The sequence below is a fragment of the Marivirga lumbricoides genome (assembly GCF_014636295.1).
Lineage (GTDB): Bacteria > Bacteroidota > Bacteroidia > Cytophagales > Cyclobacteriaceae > Marivirga > Marivirga lumbricoides.
In genome coordinates this window covers 74,604-93,293 of the sequence record NZ_BMEC01000017.1, presented here as the reverse complement: position 1 = coordinate 93,293, position 18,690 = coordinate 74,604, and the positions used below count along the sequence as shown (strand labels likewise).

At 35.9% G+C, this 18,690-nt stretch carries 16 protein-coding genes; 2 read left to right on the top strand and 14 right to left on the bottom strand.

Going from position 1 to position 18,690, the window contains the following annotated elements; genetic code table 11:
* Positions 1-26: 26 nt before the first annotated feature.
* The 3 genes from IEV85_RS22010 to IEV85_RS22000 form a co-directional block, all read right to left on the bottom strand.
* Positions 27-1,250 (bottom strand): DEAD/DEAH box helicase, encoded by a 1,224-nt coding sequence (locus IEV85_RS22010; RefSeq protein WP_188467432.1) that lies wholly within the window; start codon positions 1,248-1,250, stop codon positions 27-29.
* Between the two features lie 156 nt (positions 1,251-1,406).
* On the bottom strand, positions 1,407-2,243 hold the full coding sequence (locus tag IEV85_RS22005) for a M57 family metalloprotease (RefSeq protein ID WP_188467431.1): 837 nt from the start codon (positions 2,241-2,243) through the stop codon (positions 1,407-1,409).
* A gap of 164 nt (positions 2,244-2,407) precedes the next feature.
* Positions 2,408-5,347: a S8 family peptidase gene (locus IEV85_RS22000; RefSeq protein WP_188467430.1), complete on the bottom strand. Its 2,940-nt coding sequence runs from the start codon at positions 5,345-5,347 to the stop codon at positions 2,408-2,410.
* A 144-nt stretch (positions 5,348-5,491) separates the two neighbouring features.
* On the opposite strand from IEV85_RS22000, the gene IEV85_RS21995 reads away from it, so the two are divergent.
* Complete coding sequence (locus IEV85_RS21995; protein WP_229712693.1) at positions 5,492-6,313, top strand: M57 family metalloprotease; 822 nt, start codon at positions 5,492-5,494, stop codon at positions 6,311-6,313.
* A gap of 205 nt (positions 6,314-6,518) precedes the next feature.
* On the opposite strand, the gene IEV85_RS21990 is transcribed toward IEV85_RS21995, so the two are convergent.
* Positions 6,519-7,466 (bottom strand): OmpA family protein, encoded by a 948-nt coding sequence (locus IEV85_RS21990; RefSeq protein WP_188467428.1) that lies wholly within the window; start codon positions 7,464-7,466, stop codon positions 6,519-6,521.
* A 116-nt stretch (positions 7,467-7,582) separates the two neighbouring features.
* Here IEV85_RS21990 and IEV85_RS21985 point away from each other — a divergent pair, with 116 nt between their 5' ends.
* On the top strand, positions 7,583-8,275 hold the full coding sequence (locus IEV85_RS21985; RefSeq protein WP_188467427.1) for an SIR2 family NAD-dependent protein deacylase: 693 nt from the start codon (positions 7,583-7,585) through the stop codon (positions 8,273-8,275).
* A 30-nt stretch (positions 8,276-8,305) separates the two neighbouring features.
* On the opposite strand, the gene IEV85_RS21980 is transcribed toward IEV85_RS21985, so the two are convergent.
* The 10 genes from IEV85_RS21980 to IEV85_RS21935 form a co-directional block, all read right to left on the bottom strand.
* Positions 8,306-8,782 carry a DUF2452 domain-containing protein gene (locus IEV85_RS21980; protein ID WP_188467426.1) on the bottom strand — a complete coding sequence of 159 codons (477 nt, stop codon included), beginning with the start codon at positions 8,780-8,782 and terminating at the stop codon, positions 8,306-8,308.
* Positions 8,757-8,960, bottom strand: a complete 204-nt coding sequence (locus IEV85_RS21975; RefSeq protein WP_188467425.1) for a hypothetical protein — start codon at positions 8,958-8,960, stop codon at positions 8,757-8,759. The genes IEV85_RS21980 and IEV85_RS21975 overlap by 26 nt, the downstream gene beginning before the upstream one ends.
* Positions 8,957-10,432, bottom strand: a complete 1,476-nt coding sequence (locus IEV85_RS21970; RefSeq protein WP_188467424.1) for a M20/M25/M40 family metallo-hydrolase — start codon at positions 10,430-10,432, stop codon at positions 8,957-8,959. The genes IEV85_RS21975 and IEV85_RS21970 overlap by 4 nt, the downstream gene beginning before the upstream one ends.
* Before the next feature lie 22 nt (positions 10,433-10,454).
* Positions 10,455-12,170, bottom strand: a complete 1,716-nt coding sequence (locus tag IEV85_RS21965; RefSeq protein ID WP_188467423.1) for a hypothetical protein — start codon at positions 12,168-12,170, stop codon at positions 10,455-10,457.
* A 1-nt stretch (position 12,171) separates the two neighbouring features.
* Positions 12,172-14,325 (bottom strand): DUF4175 family protein, encoded by a 2,154-nt coding sequence (locus tag IEV85_RS21960; RefSeq protein WP_188467422.1) that lies wholly within the window; start codon positions 14,323-14,325, stop codon positions 12,172-12,174.
* Positions 14,326-14,410: 85 nt separating this feature from the next.
* The gene (locus tag IEV85_RS21955) at positions 14,411-15,448 is read right to left on the bottom strand and encodes a BatA domain-containing protein (protein ID WP_188467421.1); all 1,038 of its coding nucleotides are present in this window, start codon (positions 15,446-15,448) and stop codon (positions 14,411-14,413) included.
* A gap of 2 nt (positions 15,449-15,450) precedes the next feature.
* Positions 15,451-16,314 carry a DUF58 domain-containing protein gene (locus IEV85_RS21950; RefSeq protein WP_188467420.1) on the bottom strand — a complete coding sequence of 288 codons (864 nt, stop codon included), beginning with the start codon at positions 16,312-16,314 and terminating at the stop codon, positions 15,451-15,453.
* Positions 16,315-16,375: 61 nt separating this feature from the next.
* Entirely contained in the window at positions 16,376-17,353 is a 978-nt protein-coding gene (locus tag IEV85_RS21945; RefSeq protein WP_188467419.1) for an AAA family ATPase, read from the bottom strand.
* 21 nt (positions 17,354-17,374) lie between these two features.
* Entirely contained in the window at positions 17,375-17,992 is a 618-nt protein-coding gene (locus IEV85_RS21940; protein WP_188467418.1) for a DUF4159 domain-containing protein, read from the bottom strand.
* A gap of 142 nt (positions 17,993-18,134) precedes the next feature.
* Positions 18,135-18,665 carry a hypothetical protein gene (locus IEV85_RS21935; protein ID WP_188467417.1) on the bottom strand — a complete coding sequence of 177 codons (531 nt, stop codon included), beginning with the start codon at positions 18,663-18,665 and terminating at the stop codon, positions 18,135-18,137.
* Positions 18,666-18,690: the final 25 nt, after the last annotated feature.

Here is an 18,690-nt window from a genome sequence, read left to right as displayed (position 1 = left end):
TTAATTAAATTGATTTTTTGAGGTACTTATGAGTTTTTCTTTTTTCGGAATGATTTTTTTCGAGAAAAGCCCGGCTTTTTGTATTTCTTTGCATTCTTCTGATACTCCGGACCATCGCCTAACTGATTAGGTAAGCTGTTGGTTTTAATCACTTCTTTCTCTATCAGCTCCTCTATACGGTTAAATTTCTCCATATCCTTTTCATTTACAAAGGTAATGGCTTCGCCCGTTGTGGCAGCTCTTGCTGTTCTTCCGATTCTGTGAACATAATCTTCTGCATCGCCAGGCACATCATAATTTACTACAAGGCTTATATTTTCCACATCAATTCCACGTGATAAAATATCTGTTCCTATTAGTACTCTTATCTTTTTAGCCCGAAAATCCCTCATAATTTCTTCCCTTTCGGTTTGTTCCAGGTCACTGTGAAATGACTTTTGAGGCATATCAAGCCCTTTTAACTCTTTCTCCAATGATTTAACCTTGTCTTTGGTACCGGCAAATACAATTACTGTTTCAAACCTACCTGAACCTAATAAGAATTTAAGTAAAGGAGTTTTTTGGCCATCAAAGGTCATGAAAGCTTTTTGTGAAATTCCTGCCGCTGGTTTAGAAATGGCTAAACTGATTTCTTCGGGATCCCTAAGAATAGCAGACGCTAGTTTCTTTATTTTAGGGGGCATTGTTGCAGAGAAAAGCAATGTTTGCCTGTTAGTAGGCAGTTGCTTTACAATCCTATTGATATCGTCTGAAAACCCCATGTCTAACATCCTGTCAGCTTCATCTAATATAAGATGCTTTATATGAGACAGGTTGGTGTCATTGGAATTCAATAATGCAATCAGTCTTCCAGGAGTGGCAACTAATATGTCAACACCTTGTCTGATGGCTTTCTTTTGTTGCTCCCATGCTGCACCATCTCCACCACCGTAAATAGCAATGGAACTGGCATTGGTAAAATATGAAAACCCCTCAATTTGCTGGTCTATTTGTTGTGCCAATTCCCTTGTAGGGGCAATAATTAATGTATTAACTTCTTTCGAATTACCCTCAGATGAAGCTAATTTGTTTAAAATAGGCAAAACGAAAGCAGCCGTTTTTCCTGTACCGGTTTGTGCACAGGCGATCAAATCCTTCCCATCAAGTATTTTGGGAATGGCTTCTGCTTGTATGGGGGTCGCATTTGTGAAGCCCATCATATCGAGGCCCTCTTTTAAGGTAGGATGAAAATTAAATTGATTAAACTCCAAAATCTTTCTGTCTATTTAATAAGTATTTACAAAGATAGTCATATCCTATCAATAAAAAACTGCAATTATTTGTTCATTCAGATACATAAAAAAATGGAAACCCCATCGGAGCTTCCATTTTCACAAATACAATATGTTGATTTTTAACTTCTCTAATTAATAAAGATAGTCTAAAGCCGTTTGATCATCGTTATTAAATGGCCTGTTACTACCATCAGTACAAGCTAACATCCATGAAGCAGCAGAAGCCGATGCACCCGTTGGAGTACCAGGAATATGGTTAGCTCCTACTGTGGAAGCGCCTTCATTTACAGGAGATCCACCACAGCTAATGCTTCTGTTAAAATAATCAGTATGACGGAAACCAATACAGTGGCCCATTTCATGAGCAATGATAGTAGCAATACCATTGGTTGATAAACCATAAGAAGATTCCAATACACCACTCATCTTGATCTCTCCATAAGGATCACAGCTATTTGTAGGGAATCCGGCAGAACCTAATACACCTCTTCTTTCATCTCTTCGGCTTAATCTTGTCATAACAATATCTGCATTAGAGGAAGAAGTAACTCTTTGAAAAGTTAAGGTTAAATTTTCATTGTTATACCTGTTTATGGCCTCGTCTAAACCTGCTATCATAGCAGAGCTGTAGCCATTACTACCTCCTTGAGGAGCATAAACAGTAATATTACGGGGGCCACAGACCAGGTTATCTGTACTATACTGTTCAGAATTAGGTAAAAAAGAAGGTTTACTCATCTCTGAAATGGTTTTGTCGGTAAGGTAAATATCGCCTTCCACCAAATAGCCATCTTCAAATAAGGTAGGAGCTTGATTTGTTACATCAAAGCCCAGAGCCTTTAATTTCTCAATTACCAAAGGGTCTACTGCAAACTCATCTAATTTCGCTACTTCGTCCTGCTGACAAGCAGAAAACATTACTACGCCTACAACTAAAGCGCCTAAATAGGTCTTTACATTTTTAATCATGATTTTATAAGTTTTTGGTTATAAATATTTAGAATGTTAGGCAAAATTAATTTCATAGGCAATTTTATTTTGGACAATATTGATTAAAAGATATTAAAAACTGAAAAATTCTTTTTTTCGTTCTATTATAAAATGCTTTCCTTTTATAATCTGTGTACCAGTATTTATTTAACTATTACAATTTTACCGTTAGCAACCTGCTCCTTTAACTTAAAAATTCTGTAATAATAAATACCATCTGAAAGTACAGGTAAATCGATGAAAGTACGTTCATCAGTAAGTGAGGACTCTAGAATCTGTTTGCCCAGAGGGTTAATAAGCTGAAATATATGATCTCTCTCTATTTTCTTACTGAAAACTCTCAATGTTTCATTGTTTCGTATAGGGTTAGGATACACTATAAAATCTCTGGATTTAACAAAAAAGATGGTTAAACTTTCACTTGGGAGACTTGTTCCATTAGAAAACTGGATATTTACCCTGTATGTGTTTGGCCCATCATCAGGATTTGAGTCTAAAATGGAATATCTTAGTTTATCAGGACTGTTGCTGCTAATTGTTTTCCATTCCTGGTTCTCATTTAATTTCTCAAAATCAATATTTTGTATACCATTAACAGCCCCTAGTTCCACCTGTAAAAAAACTCCTGTATCCTGAACAGCCTCTACAAAGAATGTTTTAAGGAAGCAGCCAGCACCTTGAAGTTGATAATTAATAGTAAAACTTTGGATCAATCTTTTACCTTCGACAATTGGGGTTACTCGGAAATAATTACTTTCAAGTTTATCTGTAGAAATTACCAGCGAGGTGTCTTGCACTATTGAATAAGTTTGGAGTTCATTATCCTTTAATGTTTCAATTTCATAATGATCAGCACTTGCTAAAGAGGGCCATTGTAATTTTAAAGAATCGGTACAATCAAAACCTACTCCTAGCCTTAAAGGTACTGAGATTGAGAATGTGTCAGAGACAAACTCTTTTTCACCAATGATCATTTTAAATAAAGCAGGGCTATTCACCTGTGGAGCTTCCCATCTATAATTTTCTGCTGAAAGTAACACACCATCTTTAACAGATTTCCAGGTTCCTGCTTCAATACCTTGCGTTAATTGATAGAATATATCCCCATATTCCTCATAAAAAGAAGACTCCCATCTTAAGTGGCTGGTTGTTTCTCCATTATAAGGTATGTTATCTGAACCAGTTGGGCTTGTCCAGCGAAATTGATCTATTTCATCCCATTGATAAAGAATGTAGTACTTTTGATTTTCTACTGGTATATCAAAACCGGATACCCTGATTTGGTAAACACCACTTTCCGGGTTTTCTATCACCACCTGTTCTATATTATTTAAATGATCTTCTCCTTCTATGGCTAAAGAAGTGATGGCAGATTCATTGGGTGAAGTATTTAAAACTAAGGGCATAACAATATGAGAGCCGGGCCTAACAACAGTTAAATCAAGGTCGTTTACTAAAGCTTTTTCATCATTTGGATTGGCAGCAGGATCATTCCAAACCAATGTTATTTTAAGATTTATTACATCTGAAGGAATATTGAGAGGCAGTGTATTGATATCATTATTGGATATTTCATCTGAAAAAAACTGTTTATTCTCGAGGTTTTCAACTGCTCTCAAAGCATTTAACTGACCATATCCTGTACTAAAATCTACTCCTTTATTATGTACATCATCCGCTGAGTTAATTAGTAAACCTTTTAATAAAGCTGCAGGCATAGCAGTATTGTATTGTGATTTGTAGAGCTGTTGTAGTAAAATGGCTGTTCCGGAAACTAAAGCAGCAGAATTGGAGGTGCCGGCCATACTGTAAGTAGTAAGCTCAGGCTTAACTCTTCCATCATGTGCAGGCCCTTTGCTACTTAGTAAAATAGGATTCCCCGTAGTGTCTACTGAGCCAACAGTTAAAACATTTTTAGCATGTTTAAAATTACCGGTAAGGTTTGCAAAACCTGAGATAGATGCGTAATTACCTGCCTGTGCCGACTGATTTCCGGAGTTGCCGGATGACATTATGTGGAGCAATTCAGGGAGGTTATTAACGCTTTCATCATACATTGCAGCGGAAGCACCATAAAAGGATTCAATTTCAGTACCATATGAGTGGTTCTGAATCTGAACGTCCAGGCGCTCATAATCTGCTTGAGTGTCAGGAATTATATTAGAGTTATCAGAGGAAGTATGTAAAGATTTGCCAGCAACACCTTCTCCGGTAATAAAGGAATTCCCTGCACCTATCGCAATAGTAGCCATCTGCGTTGCATGTACATCAGTAAACTCACTTTCGAGCGAACTTTCAACATATCTTCCTGCAAGATCAATATCATCTATATCATAAAGTGGTTCCTGGAGACTAAGAATTTGTTCTTGACCTTTCAGAGCAGGATATATATGGTGCACAGCATTAATCCTGTTAGGATGAAGGTTTAAATCTAATACAGTGGCCTCGTTCTTCGGCATTGTAGCTTCCTGCCCAACATATTGTATAAAGGGTTGCTCTAATAAGTAATTTAATGAAGTTTGTTTCAACTCAATTAAAAAATAACCCCTTCTATTTATTATAATTTTCAGGTAATTATTACGTATGGCAAATTCTTGAAAAGCACTTAAGTCAGAAACATGAAGCCAAAATTTTCCATTAATTATTTCCTTATAGCTTTCTTTTTTCAAAAGATCCGGGGATAGCTTCCAAAGGTTGTTAATTTCAAACTGAGAAAAGCTATAATGAGAACCTTCTTTTCCTTGAGTTTGATTATTCGTTTTCAATTTCCCTATTATAAGATCGGGAGCTAGTCTTCTATACACCTCAAAGCCGTGCGCCTTTAAACTGTCTAAACTTATAGCACTGTTAAACAAAAATAAAGCTGTTTCATCCGTGAATTGCTCTCTAAAATTAGGGTTATGGCTATTTTCATAAAATTGTATCCATTCAGGATAACTATTTATACTTTGAGCAGTGACACCAACGGGTGTGTTAAATAAAAAATATAACAAAAAGAATGTTACAACATTTATATAGCGTTTAAATGGAGATATGTTTGCATTTATAAGTTGATTAATATTTGGTTGATTATCAGATAACATTTAAATAATATTGAGTAAGAATTGTATTTTTATAATAATATCGAAAAATTTATTATTAATAATTTTTTGTTCCGTAAAGAAAACAATATAATTCGAATGTAACCAAAAACTTACGTTATTATGTGTAAATTAAAAAACAGCTTAATGATTGTTTTGACAATCATGGCAACGACAGTGATCATGAGTTCTTGTGAGAACAAAGAAGAACTCGATCTGAAAACAAATCATATCTCGGATGATGTGATTGAAAAATTCAAAACTTTGGGTTTTGATGTGAGTGACATCCAATTACAGGATGGAGATGAGTTATCTGGAACAGCAGGTCAAACAAATTACGTATTGGAGGGAGATATTGTAATTACACCTGAGATGTTGGATAAAATGTTAGAAAGTGATATTGATCATCATGGAGCTATGGGTGAGCAGTATCGTACCTTCAATCTCGTAAGTTCTCCGCAAACAATATCTGTTATTGGATATACAGGAGGCTCTAATGCATTGACTACTAAGATGCGTCAAGGCCTTCAGGATGCGATCAATAGGTATAACCAGTTGAATATCAATTTGAATTTTAGCCTATCTTTCTCTTCAAGTACTAATGCCGACATTGTCGTGTATAGAGTAGCTGGAGGCGCTGGTGGATCTGCCGGTTTCCCAAGTGGTGGAGCACCTTATAAGTGGGTTCAAATTCTAAGTGGTTTAGATAATTATTCTCGTGCAGTGAACAGCCATGTAATTGCCCACGAAATAGGCCATTGTTTAGGTCTGCGACATACTGATTATTTCAACCGTTCTCTATCTTGTGGAAGTGGTGGAAATGAAGGATCTGGCGGTGTGGGTGCAGTTCAAATCCCTGGTACTCCATCCGGTTTTGATGCAAACTCAATCATGCTATCATGCTTCAGTTCAAGTGCTACAGGAGTATTTGGCTATTATGATAGAGTTGCTTTAGAATACCTCTATTAATAAGCAATTGTTGATGTTATTATTTTTTATTATTTTGAAACGACAACCTTATTAAGGTTTATAAAATAATTATAACATCAACATAATAAAGTTTAAAAAGGTCAGATGCCCTCCATCTGACCTTCTTTATTTCACACAAAATGTTTAATTCTGCTCATCTAATAGAAGATCCAATTGAGCAGAATAGCACCTTCTATTAGTTTGATTAGTTTGCTTCAAGAATCTGGAAAAGTTCATCCAATTTAGGAGTAAGTATAATCTCAGTTCTCCTGTTTTTCTGGCGGCCTTCAGCAGTAGTATTTGCAGCTTTAGGGGCATACTCTCCTTTCCCTGCAGCCGTTACCCTTTGCGGTGATGCACCATTCTCTGTTAAAATTCTTACTATAGAAGTAGCTCTTAAAACACTAAGATCCCAGTTATCTCTCATGTATTTATTATTTCCTCCGATAGGCACATCGTCTGTATGTCCCTCAACTACTATGTTTACATCCTGATTTTCTTTAAGCACCTGACCTAATTTTTTCAAAGCACTCACCCCTTTCGGGTCTACCACAATACTTCCTGAATTAAACAATAGTTGCTCAGCAAGTGAAACATATACTTTACCATTTTTCACTTCTATAGTAAGGTCATTTTCCTTAAAGTTTAACAGAGCTTCACTTACCTTTTGCTTCAATGCGGCAACAGCTGCATCTTTCTCTGCCAGAATGCGCTCCAGTTCTTCTACTTTAGCTTCTCTTTCAGCTAAATCTGTGGCCAATGCATCATTACGTTGCTTAGCTATTTCTAAGTCTGTTTCCATTTGTAAGAGAAGTTTCTGCTTTTCAGCTAAATCCTTATTCAGCTTGCCACTGCTGCCCATTAAGTCTTTATAATAGCTGTTGAGCGTATTGTATTGTGCCTGAAGTGAATCCAGACTGTTTTGGCTTTTTTCAAATGCCTCTCTGCTTTTTGCTAAACTCTCTTTTGCTTCTTCCAGGCGGGTTTCTAATGTTGCTATTTCACTTCTTTTGCTCTCTAAATCTTCTTCCAGCTCCAGATTTTTAGCATCTGCTTGTACTTTTTCAGCCAGCAAAGTATCATATTTCTTCTGCGTTACACAGGCTGTTGCACTTACAAATGCAAAGCCTAAAATGAATAATTTGTAATTCATAAACTTTTAATTTTTATTTTCGAAAACGAAGTTACAGGATATTTTATGTTATTAATTCCCGTTTTCTATCTTTAAGATAAAATGAAATTCTTAAGCATAAAAATACAATTTGTACCATGAAAAAATTAGTTGTTTTAACAGGAGCCGGAATAAGTGCTGAAAGTGGCATTCCTACTTTTAGGGGAGCAGATGGGCTTTGGGAAGGTTATGATGTAACAGAAGTAGCTTCACCACAAGGCTGGCAAAATAACCGCGCCCTGGTACTTGATTTTTATAACCAAAGAAGAAAAGGCATCCAACAGGCACAGCCTAACAGGGCTCATAAGATTTTGGCTGAACTGGAGGCCGAGTTTGATGTACAGATCATCACTCAGAATATAGACGATTTACATGAAAGGGCTGGTTCAACCAACATTCTTCATTTGCATGGTGAAATTGGAAAGGCCCGCAGTACAGTAGACCCGAACCTAATTTATGATATTGAAGGTTGGGAGTTAAAAGAAGGTGATGTGTGTGCTAAAAATTCCCAGTTACGTCCTCACATCGTATGGTTTGGAGAAATGGTGCCTATGATTGCGCCTGCAGCAAAAATAGTAGCCAAGGCTGATATTTTGCTTGTGGTTGGCACCTCTTTACAAGTTTACCCGGCAGCCGGATTAATTCATGAAGTAAAAAGTGGTACTCCCATTTATGTGGTAGATCCTGAAACTCCGCCTTACTATGGGTACGAAAAAATTACGGCTATTCAGAAATCAGCTGGTGAAGGGATGGAAGAAATAAAAGGTTTACTTAGTTCAAAAGAACCTTAATAAACAAATGAAAATCAATTAGTTAAACCCTCACCCCTCTTCTTCATCCGGCTTTGCAATTATTTCCCAGGTATGATCCGCCAGCAATTTTACTGAAGCTAAATACCTAATATAAGTTTTACTTTTTCCCCATTCATTTGGTGCAATAAGCGAAAGTATATCTTTACCCTCTTCGGATTCATATAGATGGTAAACATGATTAATAAGTGGCTCAAAGTTCATCTTGGCTAAATAAATGCGTTCAGAAATCTCCACCCTTTTCTGAAGGGATTTTGCCTGATTGGCCAATAATTGCATCTGCTCATACAACTGATTCATCTGACTTTCAGTCTGCTGATGCATAGCTGCTACTGCCCTACCCTTAATTTTACCTTTATCTTCAGGTTTAATTAATGCACTGCCGGAATGGTGAGGAAATTCAATGATACCGGGTTTATTGGTAGTACCCTCTTTCATTTTCTCCAAGTCAACCTTCTCAATATCAATCTTTTTTCCTGTTTGGCTCATCTCTCTTTATTTCAACCTGCATTGTATCTTTATAAATACTGTCCTGAGTACTTTTTGTTTGCTCCTTTTTTTTATTTCCACCTGGAAAAGTTGTTTTTGAAGCCATATCGTAGATAACGTAAAACACGATTGCCATAAAAACCGCAGCAATTATTAGAAAAACCTTAGATTTCTTCATTCTTCTTCGTCAGCGTCATTAAAAATATTAAATATTGAGAACGGCTCTTTTAACTGAACTTGTTTTAAAAAGTTGTAATAAACTTTTATGCCTGAGCCCAAATCCTCTACACTAATTCTTTCATTATGGCTATGAATACTATTGATATCTCTTTCACTAATTACAGCCGGGATAAATCCGTAGGAAGGAATATCGTATGACCTGAATGTACTATTATCGCTGGTTGCCGGAAAAAGAAATGGTATTGTTTCTGACTGAGGGTACGTTTCTGCGATAGCCCTTTCTATTGCTTTATAATAATTATTAAGCTTAGAAGGCTTAGCCTCAGGGCTCTGAGAGATTACTGAGATTTCAATATTATCATTATCCAACTTTCTTTTGATGTAATTTAGAAAGTTTTTGGTAGACGTACCAGGTACCAATCGGCAATCTAAAACAGCCACAGCATAATTACTTATTTGATTTGGAGGACCCGGAGGATTAAAAATGTTAGAGACAGTGATTGTATTAGTAATGAGTGATGAGAAGAAAGGATCGTTCTCAATCTGTTTTCGAACGAAAGGAGCCAGAATTGACCAATTGATGTTTCTGATAAAAAAACCTCTGATACCCCCTTCTGCTTTACCCAAACGCCTAAACATTTGTCGGGTGCTTCTGTGAAAAAGAAGGTTTACTTTTCTGGTATTCAGATTATTAAGACTCTTTATTAATTGTAAATTAGCATAATTTGCAGACGGTGCAGCTCCATGTCCTCCATCTTCATTTACTACTTTCAATTTTACCCATAAACTTTGTTTTTCAGCAATAGAAACACCAAAAACTGTTTTTTCCGGATTATTTTTCAGCACATTTTTATAACCTGCTCCACCTTCACCTAAAACAACTACTGGATTAAGCTCTTCTTTAAACTGTGATAAGATATATGCAGCACCAAAATTACCCCCGGTTTCTTCTCCGGAAAGAAATAAAGCTGTGATATTGAAGGGCAGGTCAGCAGTATCATAGTCTGATTTAAATGCCATCAAAGCTTTCAATTGCATTATCCCAACACCTTTGCAATCTAACGCGCCCCGACCATAAATATATTTCCCATCAAAATGGCCACTGTAAGGTCCATAGTCCCAACTTTCTAAAGCTTCTGCGGGAACCACATCAATATGACTTTGTAAAATAATATTAGGTTTGTTGCTATCCAGAGGATACAGAGAAGCCGCTATATTGTATTTGTTTGCCTGATCTGAGAAAACCCTCAGATTTAAATCTGTAGATTTAATATACTCTTCAAGAAAAAGACCAGCTTCCTTTTCATTCCCTGTAACCGATTCTCTTTGAATGTATTCAGATAATAGAGAAATGGTTTCATAATATGCCACGTTTGTAGGCCATAATGAAAGAGTATCAGTAGATTGTCCTGAATAGCTGAAGCTTATTAAAGGACATACTGTTAGAAGAAAGAACACTATAAATTTCAAAAAAATGCATTTTAACATATTGCTATATTTTCTCTTCGATCCACAAAAAGCTAATACTTAGCAAAAACAGCAAAAAAAACCAAAAAGTTAAAGAATCTTCTTTATTATTCGATGAATTATTGGAATGGCTATCATTTATCCTGCTCAAGTAAGAATTGAAATTGTAATTATAAGATGATTCCATTAATAATTGGGAGGAGGTACTATCTGGATGTACGTAAAAGAAACCATCTGAAGATTTTTCTCCTCTTGACAATTGATACTGTCCTACCTTCTCAGGATAGAAGACCAATTGATAGCGCTCATTAAATACAGGATCCTGAACAACAGACTTACGCAATGTATCTGATCCATTCCAAATCACCTCAATTGAATCCAGAGGCTGAGCAGACCAAAATGAAGCATGAAAAGGTTGATATACTACCGGCCATTCATTAGTAAAAGAATACTCTGATTTGTGGGTTCTCATTAATTGGTTTAAAACTGAAGACCAATAATTTCTATACTCAATCTTTTTTCCTGCCAGACTCCATTGGTAAGTATCCTGAATTTGTAAAAAACCAATACTCACAGTCGGTAAAATATTTTTGTATAAGTATAGCTCATCTACTTTCTGAAATGAATTTAATCCACTGATATTTAATAAATTAACCCCATTATTTAAACTAATTTCTTTAGCTGAGAAAATCCTGTTTTTCAGAGTAGGGTTTATAGATTGCAGAGAAACAGACACATTGGGGTTGGCCCTTAAAATGAGTGCCCCCTGACGCGTATTTAAAATTTTGCTATAATCATTTTTTCTTTGCCCTCCCATATTGTTCCATGCTTCCATATCCACCAATAATACATCCAAAGCTAAAGGCTGTTTGCTATATTTTTGCTTTGAAAGAGAGTCAGGCCAGTTGGAGAAGGAAGATTTGTATTTTTCTTTAGAGATTTTACTTTCATAAAATACTGCATGTCCCAGGCTCTCAAGATAATCTTTTAGAAAACGCCATTCAAAATCAGGAGTTTCACTAACTATATGAAAGACATATTTTTTTTCATTCTGAATACTTGTATGGTAATAATAAACATCATCGTTAAGCTGCAAATTGCCGAATACTACTCCCGTATTTTTAGGAGCTGTTTTTAAAATTACCGATTCTGTGTTTGCTTCAACAATTGTATTAACAGAATCCAAACCTACTATACCTTTAGCAGTGATCGCATCATCAGAATCATTATTTACCTTAATAATAAGCTCCTCTCCCAGCTTTAACCACTTCGGATAGCTTATACTGTATTGGGAGGAATCATCAATCAAGTCCCTTCTATACCCATAATAATGGGGATTAATGGGAGGAATATAACCTACAGTGAATAAAGTATCCACCTTAAAAGGTAATTCATTTAAGCTGCTAAGTTTTACTTTTTTGGATGAAAGAGTTTTTAATAATGTCGTTTCAAAATCATACTCATATACTTCCAACTTATCTGATTGGAGAAGAGAATCTTTTATACCAGGTTTAACACCATTCCCAATTACTAAAATAGACTTATCTTCCTTTTTGGATAAAGCTACAGGCTGCAAATAAATGATATACAATGAGATACCGGCAAGTATTATAGTCAGAACTCGCCAAACTCTCCTCTTTTTCTTCTTGCGCCATTCCAAAAAAACTAAAGCGGAGGTAAAAATAACAAACAACAGCACATGCCACTCCTGAATCTCTTTAAGTAATGAAAAAGCTATCAAATTATTCGTTGTTTAATTGCCGATGAAAAACTTCCTGTAAACGTAAGCCACCACTCGCTTCTGGTACTATTTTATTTAAATTTTCCGGAAGAACTGTTTCTGCTAATCCTATAATTTTTTGAAAATTTTCATGAGATGGTTCTTCACGGAAGGTACTAATGGCTGCCAGAATTTTGGCATACCTTACCGGGCTATTTACCATTTGCTTCACTAATAACTTACTTAAATCTTTCACTGCTTTTATCTTTTCTTCCTTTAAATCAGTATAGCTAATGGCTTTCATTTCAGTAAGCAATGCTTGAACATTTAGCAAGAACTCATTAGTTTCAGCATTAAATGATATTGCTTCCGCCTGAATCTTATCCAGCTTGCCGGATAAACGCTTTTTGTCAGGTTCTAGTGGAGGGGGCTCAAAGCCCATTCTTTCTACATAAATACGTGATGCTCTTTGTACTTCTTTTATCAATTCAAGCGCTTTATACTCGTAAGGAATTGCCTTCTTTGGCTCGTATGTTCTTAGGTAAAGCTCTGCATCCCACATGTTGGATAATGCTTCTTTCAGTTTTGCTTTCACTTCAGCATCAAAAAATGTTGCTATTTCGGAATCATCATGTGCATGAACATAAGCTTCCATCTCTGGTGAATTGTAAAGTGAATTGGAAAACTTTGTCTCTCCGGGCTGTGATCCAATAGCTTCATTACTATGATCATGGCCAGAATGATCTATATTGGGATCATGAGGGTCATGTCCTTCATCCTCATGCTCTTCATGATCGTGGTCATGGTCTTCATCATCATTGCCGTGGGCCATTTCTCCAAGTCCACCGCTTACTTCATATTCCTCGCCTAAGAAAATACCATAACGAAGCCTCAAAATCTTTTGATCTGCACCAATGGTATTACTTCTTTGCTCGAATTCAGATCTGGAAATACTTCTTCTCTCTTTCAAGAGCTTTTCTGTATCAATTATAATCTGTCGCTGGCTTTTAAAGTATTCTGGCTCGGTAGAAAGAGCGAGTCCTTCAAAAGCCACAGATTCCTGCTGTACCGTATCTTTAACCTCTATGAAGAACACCTCCGACTTAGTACGTTGGTAATCAGGCTGCTTATTATCCATTACTTCAATAAAGAAGTAGAGCTCATCCCCCGGATCCAAGCCAAGAGTATCTATTTTTAAATTATAGGTAAATGACTGTACTTTCTTTCCCTTTTTAAAACCAGGCAATGGCCATTTCATCTCCCTGAACTTGACAGATTCACCATCGCCTTTACTTAAAGTGGCTACAACATTGGCCGCAGAAAGCCCGTAATCATCTCTCATTTCCAACGGTACCGCCAATTTATTTTGTAAATCGGTCCAATTAAGCTCAACTCTTGTTTCAGTTAAGTTAAACTGTATTACAGGCTTTTGATCATTCAATATTTCTATCACACTGATAGGTTCTGTTATGGAAGAATCTGAGGATAAGAATTGTAGTTGAAAGGCTTGAGAGTAGTTGATCTTTCGGTTTAGAAGCCAGCTATTATTTTTTCTCTTATTTTCTAAGAAATTAAGCGTATCTGTTCCCTGCAAGATTAACCTGGGCTCCATATCCCCCTCAGAAACAGCAAATTGGACTACACTACCTTCAGGAACCAATTCTCCATCCTGCCAGGAGAATTGAGGTTTCCCTGTATAAGCTGGGGGAATTACTGTGACAAAAACATCTCCTTTGGTAGTGTATAAAGTATCAACTTTTGGTAATTTGAGTTCATCATTTGTTACTGAGTTATCAGTAGCAGGATTACTCTCGCCCACTTCCTGTAAATTAGAATTGAAACCAACATAAAAGACCACAATACTGGCAAGCAGTAAAAGTAATAAGCTTTTCCATTGCTCCGGTAAAGGAATTCTCTTTACCTGAGGTAATTTACCCACAATTCTTTCTTTTTGAATTTTTGCTACTATGCTTAAGTTTTTCTCAACAAACAGACCCAGGCTATATTCTAACTCAGGAAAGCAATGATGGAGATAATTGATAATACTCTTTTCCTTTACTCTCTTAAAATCAGACCAAATGAAAAGTATTAAATATAAAGTCAGGAATAAAACTATTGCAAAAGGAACTTGCCAGAAAACACCTAGTAGGCTTAATATTCCCAGTAATAACAGCATGATAGAGAGAGCTGTTATGAAGATTGCACCCAAAAATGATCCTCGCATTAGAATTATTACCTTTTGCCAATATGGTTTAAAATCTCTATGCATTTATTCTTTTATAAGCCCACACTCTTTCTATCAGCAACGTTGCTAAAATCATCCAAAATAGCCACTCATGGCTTTTTATTTCATTGCTTTGCCTCAATACTTTACTCCTTAATTCTTGGGGTTCTGCCGTAGCTTCCTCAAAGCTATTATATGCCCATAATGGGTTTGAATATTGTGCTAGAAACTCAGTGATTATTACTAGTAACTCATCATGCAATAAAGCATCATCCACATAGTTTTCGGATAAATGGATGATTCTGGCAGGCCATTGATCTTCTAGTCGATAGGTGTTATTCTCACTCAGGTTAAAAATAAATTGAATTGGAATATCTGAAGATGGAGCATTACTAAATAAAATGTCAGTCACCCGGGTCGAATTATCTGAATAAATAATTTCAGACCCACTATATTGACTGATTGACAGCAATACTTTATCAATCAAATCTTTACCGGCTTCAGGAAGACCTTTGACTTCATAAAATAACGTATCTATCTCAATTAGTGGCTTTTGATTGTTCTTATTTCCAAAATCTATTAGGTTATAGGTATAGGAAAGTGAGGGTACCCTCCCCCAGAAATCTGTACTGGAAAAGTTGTCAATCCATATTAAAGAATCAATTTGTGGGTATCTTTGTCCTAATTCTCTTAAAAAGAACCATTCATTTAGGTAAGTTTTTTCACCTTTAAGCGCTACTACGTCTTTCACCTCTAATAACTGCTGATCAACAGCATTTTGGTAGGCAGAAGGTAAATCAATACCATGTCCTAAAATGAGCCAATTCTTTTTTTCAAGCTTTTCAGATGAAACCCAGCCTGCCAGCCATATTATCACTATAATAAGGAGGAATAACCTCAATATCAGCATTAAAATATCCGAAAGTTCAATACTTCTGGATTGGCTACTGGCTGATTCCTTCAGAAATCTAATACTTCCAAACGGAAGTATCCTCGTTTGCTTCTTACTAAGTAAATGGATTACCAGAGGAACCAATAAAGCTAATAAGCCCCAGAGCCATATAGGATTAGCCAAAATCATCCGAAGTTAAAGTTCATTTGATTAAGCAACTTCATTAATTCATTTTGTAAGGGTTTTCTGCCATCCATCTGAAAATACAATACACCATTCTTTAGACAATTATGCTTAATTTGCTCATGCCATTTTTCTACCTTATCTGCATACTCAGATTTGGCCTCTTTTGTGTTCACCTGCATAATTTGTCCTGTTTCAAGATCCTGAAAGCGATAATTCTCCCTATCGAACTCAAGTTTTAATTCTGTCTGATATAGAAAATGTATGAAAATACATTTCTGAGCTGAAATTGCCCAGTTACTAATTAATTTCTCAATCTCATAGTCTTCCATATATCCGTCTGATAAGATGATAGCCGTACTTTTAGCACTCTGCAATGCTGTCGGATAAAGCTTACTTGTTTTGAAGTCTTCCTCTATTTTTTGCTTTATCAATCCAAACAGAAAATCTTCATAATTAGTAGAATGGTTTGAGGAATTGATTATTTTAAAATTATCGTGCTGCTTATTTGTCAGGTATGTAAAAGACGCAATACAAGCCTTAGCCAGATTGAATTTCGAAATTCCATCTTGAGAATATTCCATTGACCTGCTTAAATCAAATGCAAATAGAAAATCATGCTGCCGCTCCACCTCTGCTTCTTTAATCATATAATGATCTGTTTTAGCAAAATATTTCCAATCCAATTGCTTCAGGCTATCTCCGGGAGCATAATTTTTATACTCTTTAAACTCTATTCCAAAACCCTTCTTCGGGCTTTGATGCATCCCTGTGATAAGCCCATCCACCAAATGATGGACATAAATTTGCAGTGCTTTTAAGGCCTCCAAATTAGTAAGTGAAAATATTTCCTGAAGAGTACGCAATTGCTAAAATAGAATTTAATTATATTTAAATATGTATTTTGAACCTGAGTTAAGTAAATTATTACGATTTAAAAACGTTTAGCAACTCTTTAATTAATTCAGTCACAGTGTACCCTTCCGTTCTTGCTGTAAAATTCATTACTACCCTATGTCTGAGAACTGCTTGTGCCACACTTTCCACATCTTCAGGAATTACGGCTAGCCTTCCCTGCATAAAAGCCCTGGCCTTAGCAGCTAAAATAATAGATTGCCCTGCTCTGGGACCAGCACCCCAATCCACAAAATCCTTCACTTGTTTTTTCTCACTAGTCTGTGGTCTGGTACTCCTTACCAAATCATTAATTTTAGCAATAATATGGTCATCTATAACAACTTCCCTTACCCATTTTTTTGCCTTCAGAATATCTTCTGCCGAAATTTGAGGTATAATTTCGCTTACAGTGCTTCCTGTAGTTTGCTTAAGTATCTCAAGTTCCTCATTTTCCGCAGGATATTGCACAATACTATAAAAAAGGAACCTGTCCAGTTGCGCTTCAGGCAGCGGAAAAGTGCCTGATTGTTCTAAAGGATTTTGAGTTGCCAGCAAAAAGAAAGGTTTAGGCAGCTCATAGGTCTGACCTGCATAGGTTACCTCACGTTCTTGCATAGCCTCAAGCAAAGCAGATTGTGTTTTTGGAGGGGTTCTATTGATTTCATCCGCAAGGAGGATATGAGTAAAAATAGGGCCTTTACTAAATTTAAAAAAGCGTTTGCCGGTGCTTCTGTCCTCTTCCAAAATTTCCATTCCTATGATATCCGAAGGCATTAAGTCAGGCGTAAACTGTATCCTATGAAAATCCATAGACATTACTCTGGATAAAGACCTAACCAGCAAAGTTTTACCTAAGCCTGGCACTCCTTCCAATAAAATATGACCATCGGCTAACAGCGCCATAAATACTTCATTTATGATTTGCTCCTGCCCTACTATTACTTTAGCAAGTTCCTTTTTTGCCAATTGAAACTTATTACTTAACTGTTGAATCTCCGTTTCGCTCATTCTGATTGATTAATCTAGGCTTTAATTAAATAAAGCATACATAATTATATTTACTCCAAATTTGGTGTTATCTTCTGCCAGCCACCGTTTATTTCTAAAATCATAATCCCATTCACACCCATAGTCTTTATTGCTGTACAAAACCCTAATTTTACCATTTTGGATAACAGCCTTCAGGTAGTCATGCACAATATCATCGCCCCAGCCATTAAGCTCCTGCGATGTGGTGGGCGGACCATCTTCAAACTCAAAAAAGCTAGAATAAATGGAATGCTTATTTGAAATTTTTTGTAATCCTTCATGTCCATATATTTCAGCCATTTGATTTTCAAATGACTTTGCAAAGAGACCATCAATATCATGGTTGCAATCATCTACAAATACAAACCCGCCATTTTGAACATATTTTTCAAAATTCTCTCTTTCTCTTCGGGTAAATTGCACCAATTTGTGACCACTTAAATAGCAAAAAGGGCTCTTAAAAATCTCGTCACTGCTAAGAGGCACCACTTTCTCTACCGTATCTACCGGAATATTTGTATACTCAATCAGTGAATTGAGTAAATTACTTGGCATGCGCTGGTCCACATTCCAGTCACCGGATTCATATTGCAGGCGTGTGAAGAAAAATTCATTCATTGCTGCTATTTTACGTCAAAAAATAAGCCGCAACAACGAAAAATACAGGAATTATATAAATGGTTGGTTTCCTGTTCGAGGTTAAACTACAAGGTAAAGGTATTATACAAAAAAGCGGATTATATTCTCCTTAGCAGAATCTTTATTGAGGATTGTTGAACGTAGTTTTATTAAAATTAAAGAGATTAGAATACAGATAAATAGAAATCAATTGAAATAGAAATATACTTATTAGGTTAGAGAAAATATTTTTAAGGAAGAATGGCATCTTGTAAAATACTTTTAATGAAATTTCATCCATTTCAGCTCCACCAAACATGGTAAATAGAGCCTTGCTATAAGCAAGAGACACATCTTTATTAAATAGTTGATAAGTAGCATCCAAAAGAAAAGTAGTCAGTATAACGATAATGCTACTTATAAATACAAACTTAGTTTTACTGTATTTATGAGGGTCAATATTCCTGTTAAAAAGAAAAGCTATATTTAAAACTGTTCCTATTGTTAAAAAAAGTATTGCCAGCAATATTGATAAGATGGAGACATCATTTGTAGAAAAGCCTATTGGGTCACTTAAAAAGAAGTAATTGGCGGTTACATGAAACAATAACAAAACAGTCAGTGAAATAAATGAATTAACTATAAAAAGTTTTTTAACTATTTGTTTTTCCATTGTTGTAGTTCAGTTTATGAATGAT

Bases quoted from the DNA above. Each gene is read 5' to 3' on its own strand.
- IEV85_RS22005 (WP_188467431.1), bottom strand. From the start codon at position 2,243: ATGATTAAAAATGTAAAGACCTATTTAGGCGCTTTAGTTGTAGGCGTA.
- IEV85_RS21935 (WP_188467417.1), bottom strand. From the start codon at position 18,665: ATGGAAAAACAAATAGTTAAAAAACTTTTTATAGTTAATTCATTTATT.
- IEV85_RS21975 (WP_188467425.1), bottom strand. From the start codon at position 8,960: ATGAAGAAATCTAAGGTTTTTCTAATAATTGCTGCGGTTTTTATGGCA.
- IEV85_RS21995 (WP_229712693.1), top strand. From the start codon at position 5,492: ATGATTGTTTTGACAATCATGGCAACGACAGTGATCATGAGTTCTTGT.
- IEV85_RS21945 (WP_188467419.1), bottom strand. From the start codon at position 17,353: ATGAGCGAAACGGAGATTCAACAGTTAAGTAATAAGTTTCAATTGGCA.
- IEV85_RS21940 (WP_188467418.1), bottom strand. From the start codon at position 17,992: ATGAATGAATTTTTCTTCACACGCCTGCAATATGAATCCGGTGACTGG.
- IEV85_RS21990 (WP_188467428.1), bottom strand. From the start codon at position 7,466: ATGAATTACAAATTATTCATTTTAGGCTTTGCATTTGTAAGTGCAACA.
- IEV85_RS22000 (WP_188467430.1), bottom strand. From the start codon at position 5,347: ATGTTATCTGATAATCAACCAAATATTAATCAACTTATAAATGCAAAC.
- IEV85_RS21960 (WP_188467422.1), bottom strand. From the start codon at position 14,325: ATGCTGTTATTACTGGGAATATTAAGCCTACTAGGTGTTTTCTGGCAA.
- IEV85_RS21985 (WP_188467427.1), top strand. From the start codon at position 7,583: ATGAAAAAATTAGTTGTTTTAACAGGAGCCGGAATAAGTGCTGAAAGT.
- IEV85_RS21980 (WP_188467426.1), bottom strand. From the start codon at position 8,782: ATGAGCCAAACAGGAAAAAAGATTGATATTGAGAAGGTTGACTTGGAG.